Raw genomic sequence first — 10423 nt, 5'->3', positions numbered from 1 at the left:
ATGAACAACTGTTTCAGGGATTACAAGTTTCAAAAGGTTTGTTGCCGTTACACTTTGAATTTACAAAGGGAAATAATGGCGGATTTACACTTCATATAGATGGTCTAAATCGTGTACGAGTTATGGATATGTATAACAATGCACTTTACGATGGGAAATTATATCACTTACACATTGAAGATTGTATGCGACTTATTGAATTACAAAAGATGATAAGTCGTTCAAATAGTAATCAGTTTTATATTCCAGAAAGTAAGATGGAACATTTCGTCGGGAAAGTTGTACCAGGATTAATGAAGCTCGGAACTGTACACATTGATGAAGTAATATCGGATCGTGTTGAAACACCTTCGCTAAAAGCGAAATTGTATTTAGACCGCGTGAAAAATCGCTTATTAGCAGGTCTTGAATTTCACTATGGGAACGTCATGATTAATCCGCTAGAAGAGGATGGACAGCCGTCTGTTTTTAATCGTGATGAGAAAAAGGAAAAAGAGATTTTAGACATTATGAGTGAAAGTGCCTTTGCAAAAACAGAAGGCGGTTACTTTATGCATAATGAAGAAGCTGAGTATAACTTTTTATATCACGTCGTGCCAACATTAAAAGGTTTAGTTGATATTTATGCGACGACAGCAATTAAATTGCGAATTAGTAAAGGGGATGTAGTTCCTCTTATTAGAGTGAGAAGAAAAGAAAGAATTGATTGGTTGTCATTTCGTTTTGATATAAAAGGAATACCAGAAGCAGAAATTAAAGGTGTATTAGCGGCTCTTGAAGAGAAACGTAAATATTATCGATTGGCGAACGGTTCTTTTTTATCGCTAGAGAGTAAAGAGTTTAATGAAATTAATCAGTTTATAAAAGAATCAGGTATTCGGAAAGAATTTTTACATGGAGAAGAGGTAAATGTTCCGCTTATTCGGAGTGTAAAATGGATGAATGGACTTCATGAAGGCAATGTTTTAAGTGTGGATGATTCTGTTCAAGAGTTAGTAGAAAACATTCAAAATCCGAAAAAATTAAAGTTTGCTGTGCCAAATACTTTAAATGCAGAAATGAGAAAGTATCAAGTATATGGGTTCGAATGGATGAAAACACTTGCTTATTACCGTTTTGGCGGTATTTTGGCAGATGATATGGGACTTGGAAAAACGTTGCAAAGCATTGCTTTTATAGATTCTGTTTTGCCTGAGATTCGAGAAAAGAAGCTGCCTATATTAGTCGTTTCACCATCATCTCTTGTTTATAATTGGTTTAGTGAATTGAAAAAATTCGCCCCGCATATTAGAGCGGTTATTGCAGATGGAAACCAAGCAGAGCGCCGGAAGATTTTGAAAGATATAGCGGAATTTGATGTCATAATTACGTCATATCCATTACTGAGAAGAGATATAAGATTATATGCAAGACCATTTCATACACTATTTCTTGATGAAGCACAGGCGTTTAAAAACCCTACAACACAAACGGCAAGAGCTGTGAAAACAATTCAAGCTGAATACCGTTTCGGACTAACGGGGACACCTGTAGAAAATTCATTAGAAGAGCTATGGTCTATCTTCCATGTCGTTTTCCCGGAATTATTACCAGGAAGAAAAGAGTTCGGTGATTTAAGGCGTGAAGATATAGCGAAGCGAGTGAAACCATTCGTATTAAGACGGTTAAAAGGGGACGTATTAAATGAGTTGCCAGAGAAAATAGAGCACTTACAATCATCGGAGTTATTACCCGATCAAAAGAGTCTCTATGCTGCTTATTTAGCGAAGTTAAGGGAAGAAACGTTAAAGCATTTAGACAAAGACACGTTACGTAAAAATAAAATTAGAATTTTAGCTGGTTTAACGAGATTGCGACAAATTTGTTGTCATCCCGCTTTATTTGTTGATGATTACAAAGGAAGTTCAGCTAAATTTGAACAACTGTTAGAGATTCTAGAGGAATGTAGAAGTACAGGGAAGAGAATATTAATTTTTTCTCAATTTACGAAGATGCTTTCTATTATTGGTCGTGAGTTAAATCGACAAGCAATTCCATACTTTTATTTAGACGGGAGTACACCAGCGCAGGAACGTGTAGAGCTGTGCGATCGGTTTAACGAAGGAGAAGGAGAGCTATTTCTCATTTCTTTAAAAGCTGGTGGTACCGGACTTAATTTAACTGGTGCAGATACAGTAATATTATATGATTTATGGTGGAATCCAGCTGTTGAACAACAAGCGGCCGATAGAGCGTATCGAATGGGACAAAAAAATACAGTGCAAGTTATAAAGCTAGTAGCTCAGGGAACAATTGAGGAGAAAATGCATGAACTGCAAGAAAGTAAGAAAAATTTAATCGCTGAAGTGATTGAGCCGGGAGAAGAGAAATTGTCCTCAATCACAGAGGAAGAAATTCGAGATATTTTAATGATTTAATATAAAAAAGCTATGCCTTCAAATTTATGAGGGCATAGCTTTTTTGTTGTAATAATTATATTTTGTTTTGTACAAAGTAAAGAAATCAAATGTTATTTAAATTACTTCTTTGTACCTTTACTTTTGTATGGTTTGGCAGCTGCCTTTTTCTTTGCACTTGATTGCCAACGGTTCCATCCTTTACTTCCTGTACCTTGTCCTACACCTTTTTTCGGTTTTGCTTTCGTTTTACTCATATGATCACTCCGTTATATAAAAATCTTATTTGATAATAGTCAATGATTTAGAAAATACTCTTTATAAATGACTATGATTACTTTAAGTAAAAATAAACTGCTTGAATGCTATAGTATATCATGAAATTGCAAGTAAACTGAAAGGAATTATAAAGAAAATGAAAATAATAAGAAATACTGCGGATTCTATATTCCGAACGATCACATTAATTGTTGTGTATACGTTAGTTTCGATCAGTGAAACATTTTTTGGATTGACGAGGCAGAAAAAGTAAAGATGTTAAATTAACAACAATCAATAAAGCCGTAAAATAAAGAATTGAAAAACATTTTAAAACTTTTTGTTGACTTTCTTTATTTTTTGTATAGAATAATCATTAATAAAATGTTTCAGAGATGTGACAACAAAACGACTATGAAAGGACGAGTAGTAGTAGGACGTAGTTTAAGCGAGTCAGGGGTGGTGTGAGCCTGATACGAAGCCTATTATGAAGAACCTCCTGGAGTTGCTAACCGAAATCCTTTATAGGAAAGTAGACTTAGCCGGGAACTTCGCCGTTACAAGAAGAACAGTATCGAGATATTTCATCTCCGTACTGTATAAGTGAGCAACCTCTGTTGCTAATTTGGGTGGTACCGCGGAACCAAAGCCTTTCGTCCCAGTTTTTTGGGAAAGAAGGGCTTTTTTTGTTGGCTTCTTTTCACAACATCCAAACATTTTAGGAGGAAACCACCATGTATCAATCATTAATGACAGTAAGAGAGACTCAAATCGCAATTAAGGAAGTTAAAACATTTTTCGAGGACCAATTAGCAAAACGCCTTGAACTATTCCGCGTATCTGCACCATTATTCGTAACGAAAAAATCAGGATTAAACGATCACCTGAACGGTGTAGAACGCCCAATTGAATTTGATATGTTACATTCAGGAGAAGAATTAGAAATTGTTCATTCACTAGCGAAATGGAAACGATTTGCATTACATGAATACGGATACGAAGCTGGTGAAGGTTTATATACAAACATGAACGCGATTCGTCGTGATGAAGAACTTGATGCAACGCATTCCATTTACGTTGACCAATGGGATTGGGAAAAAATCGTTCAAAAAGAATGGCGTACTGTCGATTACTTACAAAAAACAGTACAAACAATTTATGGAATATTCAAAGATTTAGAAGATCACTTATTTGAAAAATATCCGTTCCTTGGAAAGTATTTACCAGAAGAGATTGTTTTCATTACTTCTCAAGAACTAGAAGATAAATATCCAGAATTAACACCGAAAGATCGTGAACATGCAATTGCGAAAGAACACGGTGCAGTCTTTATTATCGGAATTGGTGATGCACTTCGTTCAGGTGAAAAGCACGACGGACGCGCAGCTGATTATGACGATTGGAAATTAAACGGTGATATTTTATTCTGGCACCCAGTACTACAATCTTCATTTGAATTATCATCAATGGGAATTCGTGTTGATAGTAAATCACTTGATGAGCAGTTAACGAAAACTGGTGAAGACTTCAAACGTGAGTATGATTTCCATAAAGGTATATTAGAAGACGTACTACCATTAACAATCGGCGGTGGCATTGGACAATCAAGAATGTGCATGTACTTCTTACGTAAAGCACATATCGGTGAAGTTCAATCTTCTGTATGGCCTGACGATTTACGTGCAGCTTGTAAAAAAGAAAACATTCATCTGTTTTAATAGAAGTGAGGGAATAGCTTAAATATAGAGCTATTCCCTCTTTTTTATAAAACGTCACTGGCTTATTTATTACCGAGCTCTTCCGCTAAACCGATTAAAATTCCTTCGACTCCACGAATGTAGCAGAGACGATACGAGTTCTCGTATTGAACTACTTCGCCAACGAGCTCTGCACCATGCTTAGTGAGTCTGGATACCATTTCGTCAATGTCTTCAACGGTGAACATGACGCGTAGATAACCGAGGGCGTTTACAGGAGTATTTCGGTGATCTGATATAGTAGGTGGGGTGAGAAATCGCGAAAGTTCAATTCGGCTGTGGCCATCTGGAGTGACCATCATAGCAATCTCTACGCACTGAGAGCCGAGTCCAGTTACGCGACCAGCCCATTCACCTTCGACAGTGGCTCGCCCTTCGAGGTTCAAGCCAATCTCCTCGAAGAAAGAGATTGCGTTATCAAGGGATTCTACAACGATGCTGACATTGTCCATTCGTAGTAATTTGTTTTTTGCCATAGTCTTATCTCCTTATGTATAAAAGTTTATTATTTAATCATCCTCATAATTATACTACTAAGTAGTTACAAATTCCTTTCAGTCAAAAACACCTTGTCATAGTATATGAAAAGGTGACAAGGTGTTTTTTTTATATGTCATATAGCATCTTGTTAACGAACAGCATTTTATTTAATAGGAAGGAAGTAGGTTAATATGATTTTTTTATAAGCGTTACTGAAAATATCAAATTAGCTCATTTGCACTAAAGGCTCAATTTTCGCCATAAATGATTGATGCAACGCCTCAACACCTGTTACTAAATGAAGGCGGTCAATAACGACAGACACTTTAATTTCTGATGTACTTACCATTTTAATATGAATATTTTCTTCTTTTAAAGTAGTGAACATATTTGCAGCGACACCAGGGTTAGATACCATGCCAGATCCTACGATTGATACTTTTGCTAAGTGATTTTCATGTTCTACAGATTCGTAGTGAAGAGTTTCTTGATTTTGTTCCAAAACTTTTAAAGTTTCTCTTAAATCATTCGAGTGGATGGAGAAGGAGAGATGTACAGTTCCTTCATTTGTAATACTTTGAATGATGATATCTACATTAATGTGTGCTGCTGCTAATGTAGAGAAAACTGTTGAAAGCGAGCCTTGTTCTAGTCCTTTAATTGTGACACGTGTAATGTTATCCTCAAATGCAATACCTTTAACGATTGATTGTTGTTCCATGTTACATTCTCCTTTTACAATTGTTCCGTTTTCTTGTTCCATACTTGAGCGAACTTCTAAAACTACGTTATGATTTTTAGCAAACTCAACAGCGCGCGGGTGTAATACGCCAGCACCGAGATTAGCAAGCTCTAACATTTCGTCATAAGAAATTTCATCTAATTTGTAAGCATCTTTTACAACTCGTGGGTCCGTCGTATATACGCCTGTCACATCCGTATAAATATCACATTTTTTTGCTTTAAGTGCAGCGGCTAGTGCGACAGCAGTCGTATCAGAACCACCACGGCCAAGCGTTGTAATTTCATTTTCTACACTTATACCTTGGAAACCAGCTACGATAACAATCGTGCCTTCAGCAAGATAAGATTGAATACGATTTGTATGAATGTCAGTAATCCGTGCACTACTATGTACAGATTCTGTCGTAATACCAGCTTGCCATCCTGTTAATGAAATTGCATGATAGCCTTTTGCTTGCAGTGCCATTGTTAATAATGAAATAGTTACTTGTTCTCCTGTAGATAGAAGCATATCCATTTCACGTTTACTTGGATTTTCTGTAATAGCGTTAGCGAGTGCGACAAGTTGATCCGTACTTTTTCCCATTGCTGAAACGACAGAGACAACGCTATGACCTCGTTCATATTCTTCAATAATTAAATTTGCTACATGTTGAATGCGTTCGACGCTTCCGACAGAAGTGCCACCAAATTTTTGAACAATTGTTTCCATTGCAAATTCCTTCTTTCGTCTATTTTTAAGAATAGATTAGGAAATATATAAATCCCAATACTCCTGTAGTTACCAGAAAGACAAACAAAAAACACCATCTCAAATAAGTGAGGATGGTGCTGTTACAGGAAAAGGGAAACAGAAAACGGAGCTAATAAAAAAACCGCCAAAAAAGGAATATCATAAAAAATGATATCTCTTTTTTGTAGATAGCTCTTCATACGTACACGTCTGTACATATGACAGTTCTGTTTCTATTCGAAAACAGCCCCAATTGATAAATGCAGAGAAATTTATCAATTTCGGCAATACTTCCTTTCATCTAAGTTCATAGACATCTCTGTGTCTCCATTAGAATACTCATAAGTATCGCAACCTCTATCTCACGTTTTAGGCGAGAGTGTTTGATTTATGAAGTTATTGGTAACATTTGTTTTATAATAATTTAAATTTTTCGGGGAATCAAGTGTTTTACATATATTTTAAAAATTCTTTCTTTTTCCAGAAAAGTTTGTGAAAAATGTAGCAAAATAAATTCATTGCATGTACATTAAACTTATAGTGCATAGGAGGTGGGAGAATGAAAAGGAAACAGCCTATTTATGTTGCGACAAAAATGAACACGACGATGGAAAAATTATGGAGATATACGCAAGAACCAGATATACATACAGAGTGGGATGCTCGCTTTACTGAAATTTCGTATTTAGAGAAAAAAGAAGGAGAACCACAGAAGTTTTTGTATAAAACAAAGATTGGATTTGGGCTTGAAATAGCTGGAGAAGGGGAATCAATAGGTGAAATAAGAAAAGAAACTGGTGAAAGAATTTCCTCTTTAAAATTTTGGACGGATAATACATTATCTCTTATTCAAATAGGACGTGGTTATTGGAAGTATACGCCGAATAAAGAATACATCCATTTTGAGACACAATATGATTATGATACAAGATTTGGTCGTATAGGAAATGTAATAGATTCCTATATTTTTCGTCCGTTATTAGGTTGGGCGACCGCTTGGAGTTTTGATGCCTTAAAATTATGGTTAGAAAAGGGGCTTCATCCTAGGTTACTAATTAGAAGAACAATGACGTATTGGCTCGTATGCTTTTTATTTGCTTTTGTATGGATATATCAAGGGATAGTGCCGAAACTACTGTTTACTCATTCAGAAGAAGTAAAGATGCTTTCTGTATTAATTGGTTCAAATGAAAGTAGTGTATATATACTTAAAATAATTGGGGTGTTAGAAATAATTTTCGGTGTCGTATGGCTGTTGCCAATAACAAAACGAAAATTATTTATACTGCATATTATTGTATTACTAGTTTTAACGTTAGCGGCAGGATTTACGAATATCGCAAGCTTTACAGGGCCGTTTAATCCGATTACATTAAATGTTCTTCTAATGGGGTTATCAATTGTCGGTTATATAAATAGTTTCGATTTACCAAGCGCGAAAAATTGCAAGAGGGCGAGAAAGGGATAAGTGTATGGCTAATATGTATGAACGATTATTAGGGGATACCTATAAAAATCTTCATCCTGAATTGCAGAAGCGTTATGCCATTACAGAAGAGAATAGTTTTACAGGGGAAGGAAAGATGGATGAAATTTACGGTGGCTCTTTTTTCGTGAAATTTATATTGAAAATTGCATCGAAGTTTCGAATGTTTTTCTCGGAACGAGGAGAGGAAATTCCATTTACGATACAAAACATAGCTGAGCGAGATGAATATGGACAAGAATTAGTAAGGTGGAACCGTACTTTTTATTTTCATAATAAGAAAAGATATTTTAACGCAGTTATGCAATTGGATGAAAACGAAAATGAAATTGTAGATTATTTTGGCGAACCACATTTACTCGTTTCTACACTACATTTTCATATCGATGAGTTAGGGGCAATGCATATTGCTTCAAAGAAACAATGGTTTTATATGTTTGGAAGAAAAATTCCGTTGCCAAAATTCTTGTATGGTGAAGCAAAAATTGTTGAAAGTTATGATGCAACACTACAGTGTTTTCGAATTCATGTACAAGTACGAAACCCGTTAATTGGCTCGCTTTTTTCATATAAGGGAACATTTGTGGAAAGGAAATAAACGATATGAAAAATATAATATTTGGGCTTGCTGGTTATGTTGTTTTTCTATTATGTGAGCGGTCGAATATAAATCCTGTTGAAGCAATTATATTATTATCTGTTTTATTATTTATACCAATGTCACTTTGTATTATTGATAAAAGAAAAAGAGATGGATCGTATTTATTATTTTATAAATTCGTATCGTTTTTATATCCAATTGCAGCAATTTGTGCAATGCTAGCTTTCGTCACAAATCACTATGTATTTGCGCTAGTTTGGTTTGTATATACAGGAATTGTTGCGTTATTTGGTGTAAGTAGATTGCTAGAAAGAGGATGGAAGCCGTTAGAAGAGACCGCCATAGATAGTGCGTTTATTTATTTGTTTTTAGGTGGTTTTTGGTTTTTTGCTTCAGTAGCAAAACTTTCAATTATGCAGTTTAGCTCTGACATTGTTTTACTCACAGCTGCACATTTTCATTATTCGGCGTTTCTATTGCCATTATCAGCTGGTTTAATAGGGAGAAAAAGAGAAAAGAGAAGTAAAGTATATGATGTTATTATGTTTATCATCATGATTTCACCTATGACAGTCGCAATAGGAATTACATACTCGAGAATATTTGAATTTTTTGCAGTGTTTCTATATTTATGTGCGATTTATGGGTATGGATTTTACGTTTGGAGAGCAAAATTTAATGCTATCAGTGCAAAGATTCTTCTAATCGTTTCGTCTAGTACACTCATGGTTACAATTATGTTCTCACTTATATACTCATACGGGAATTTGAAGCATGTAATGACGATTACAATTGCTCAAATGGTTTGGATTCATGGTGTTGTCAATGGAATTGGAGTAGCGTTACCGGCATTTGTCGGCTGGATGATCGAAAAGAGTGTTCCGAATTATAAATACTATGGGAAACCAATGAGTAAATTAAGAGGAAGTGTGGCAATTGGTGAGGCTTTTTTATATAGCGGCAATTTAGTAGGCAGTAAGGAATACAACGGTTTAGTTGATCAAATAACTGATTTTCATAGTGAGTCATTTGACGTGACGAAGGTACCTTTAAGTATTATTCGTTTTTATGAAAATACAACAGAGTATGAGTTGCAATCAAATATTAAATGGGCTCGTTGGTTCCGCCCATTTGCATTTTGTTATGAGAAAATGAGTAAGCGTGTGGGACAAATACATTTAGGGATGGGCGGCAATTGGGAAACGATGCATGGCTCTATCATTAATGTAATAGATGAGAAAGATGGAAGAGAGAATGTAAGGGCTTGGCTAAGGAAAAATGAAGCAGGTGAATCTATTTTTGTAGCTCTTTATTCAAAGCATACAAATAAGAATGAGACATATATGAATATCGCCTTACCTTTACCTTATTCGAATATGACTGGTATTTTGAAAATATATAATGATAGTCATGATTTAATCATTACTAGTAAGTTAAGAGAAAATGGTCAGGGAGATGAGGGTATTTATTTACATACTCGGTTCTTAACAATCCGTTTACCGTTAGCAGAGACTTTCGTCATTACAGAGGATAAGGATAAAATGTTAACAGCTCATCATAGCATGTGGATATTTGGACTTAAATTTTTACATATTCATTATAAGATTGAAAAAATTACTTAGTAGTAAGAAAGGCTTGGACAGGTTTCCAAGCTTTTTTTATGTATGGGTAATTGTCATAGAAATTTGTTTATTTAGCTCATTATCCCAAACACGTTGAATTTCAAAAGTGCCTGTTTCAAAAAATAATGGGAATCTCTCTTTAAACCAATCTTGCATAGGAAGATGTAGTGCTGTATCGATTGGTATCCATAATAATTCGCCCTCAGGAGGGTTTAAAAGAAGTTCACCTTCAAATGAGTCTGTCCAGTAGTTAAATACCATGTACCGAACATTACCTTTCGGATTTACATATTCATCTAATCCTTTAAAAGTTAAATTCGAAACAAGTAATCCAGTTTCCTCTTTT

General features: G+C 35.2%; 9 protein-coding genes, 1 riboswitch and 1 other annotated feature. Of the genes, 5 read left to right on the top strand and 4 right to left on the bottom strand.

The features are described 5' to 3' along the window. Positions 1-2417 (top strand): DEAD/DEAH box helicase (locus tag MR167_RS28670; protein ID WP_242316058.1); only part of this gene is annotated, 2417 nt, incomplete at its 5' end. A gap of 101 nt (positions 2418-2518) precedes the next feature. Here the strand turns inward: MR167_RS28670 and MR167_RS28665 are convergent. Continuing rightward, entirely contained in the window at positions 2519-2653 is a 135-nt protein-coding gene (locus MR167_RS28665) for a DUF3934 domain-containing protein (RefSeq protein WP_000047588.1), read from the bottom strand. 406 nt (positions 2654-3059) lie between these two features. Beyond that, positions 3060-3318 (top strand) — a binding site (T-box leader). A 70-nt stretch (positions 3319-3388) separates the two neighbouring features. Here MR167_RS28665 and asnA point away from each other — a divergent pair. Beyond that, complete coding sequence (asnA, locus tag MR167_RS28660) at positions 3389-4372, top strand: aspartate--ammonia ligase (protein WP_000284912.1); 984 nt, start codon at positions 3389-3391, stop codon at positions 4370-4372. 62 nt (positions 4373-4434) lie between these two features. On the opposite strand, the gene MR167_RS28655 is transcribed toward asnA, so the two are convergent. Together MR167_RS28655 and MR167_RS28650 are read right to left on the bottom strand one after the other, a co-directional pair. After that, a complete protein-coding gene (locus MR167_RS28655; protein ID WP_001107266.1) occupies positions 4435-4887 on the bottom strand; it encodes a VOC family protein in 453 nt (150 codons plus the stop codon). 230 nt (positions 4888-5117) lie between these two features. Beyond that, positions 5118-6347 carry an aspartate kinase gene (locus tag MR167_RS28650; RefSeq protein ID WP_242316056.1) on the bottom strand — a complete coding sequence of 410 codons (1230 nt, stop codon included), beginning with the start codon at positions 6345-6347 and terminating at the stop codon, positions 5118-5120. Positions 6348-6549: 202 nt separating this feature from the next. Then, positions 6550-6736, bottom strand: a riboswitch (Lysine riboswitch). A 191-nt stretch (positions 6737-6927) separates the two neighbouring features. On the opposite strand from MR167_RS28650, the gene MR167_RS28645 reads away from it, so the two are divergent. The 3 genes from MR167_RS28645 to MR167_RS28635 are packed head-to-tail and all read left to right on the top strand — an operon-like array spanning position 6928 to position 10077. Next, positions 6928-7836 carry a DoxX-like family protein gene (locus tag MR167_RS28645; RefSeq protein ID WP_242316054.1) on the top strand — a complete coding sequence of 303 codons (909 nt, stop codon included), beginning with the start codon at positions 6928-6930 and terminating at the stop codon, positions 7834-7836. A 4-nt stretch (positions 7837-7840) separates the two neighbouring features. Beyond that, the gene (locus tag MR167_RS28640; RefSeq protein WP_000002648.1) at positions 7841-8452 is read left to right on the top strand and encodes a DUF4166 domain-containing protein; all 612 of its coding nucleotides are present in this window, start codon (positions 7841-7843) and stop codon (positions 8450-8452) included. Positions 8453-8457: 5 nt separating this feature from the next. Next, positions 8458-10077 (top strand): YndJ family protein, encoded by a 1620-nt coding sequence (locus tag MR167_RS28635; RefSeq protein ID WP_000789397.1) that lies wholly within the window; start codon positions 8458-8460, stop codon positions 10075-10077. 36 nt (positions 10078-10113) lie between these two features. On the opposite strand, the gene MR167_RS28630 is transcribed toward MR167_RS28635, so the two are convergent. Next, positions 10114-10423, bottom strand: a 310-nt coding sequence (locus MR167_RS28630) for an NUDIX hydrolase (RefSeq protein ID WP_481746712.1), incomplete at its 5' end; no start/stop codon positions are given.

This window comes from Bacillus cereus group sp. BfR-BA-01355, from assembly GCF_022663675.1.
GTDB lineage: Bacteria > Bacillota > Bacilli > Bacillales > Bacillaceae_G > Bacillus_A > Bacillus_A thuringiensis_S.
This window is presented reverse-complemented; position numbering and strand designations above follow the sequence as displayed.

Excerpts from the sequence above, each read along its gene's own strand:
- MR167_RS28665 (WP_000047588.1), bottom strand. The coding sequence starts at position 2,653 with ATGAGTAAAACGAAAGCAAAACCGAAAAAAGGTGTAGGACAAGGTACA.
- asnA (WP_000284912.1), top strand. The coding sequence starts at position 3,389 with ATGTATCAATCATTAATGACAGTAAGAGAGACTCAAATCGCAATTAAG.
- MR167_RS28655 (WP_001107266.1), bottom strand. The coding sequence starts at position 4,887 with ATGGCAAAAAACAAATTACTACGAATGGACAATGTCAGCATCGTTGTA.
- MR167_RS28650 (WP_242316056.1), bottom strand. The coding sequence starts at position 6,347 with ATGGAAACAATTGTTCAAAAATTTGGTGGCACTTCTGTCGGAAGCGTC.
- MR167_RS28645 (WP_242316054.1), top strand. The coding sequence starts at position 6,928 with ATGAAAAGGAAACAGCCTATTTATGTTGCGACAAAAATGAACACGACG.
- MR167_RS28640 (WP_000002648.1), top strand. The coding sequence starts at position 7,841 with ATGGCTAATATGTATGAACGATTATTAGGGGATACCTATAAAAATCTT.
- MR167_RS28635 (WP_000789397.1), top strand. The coding sequence starts at position 8,458 with ATGAAAAATATAATATTTGGGCTTGCTGGTTATGTTGTTTTTCTATTA.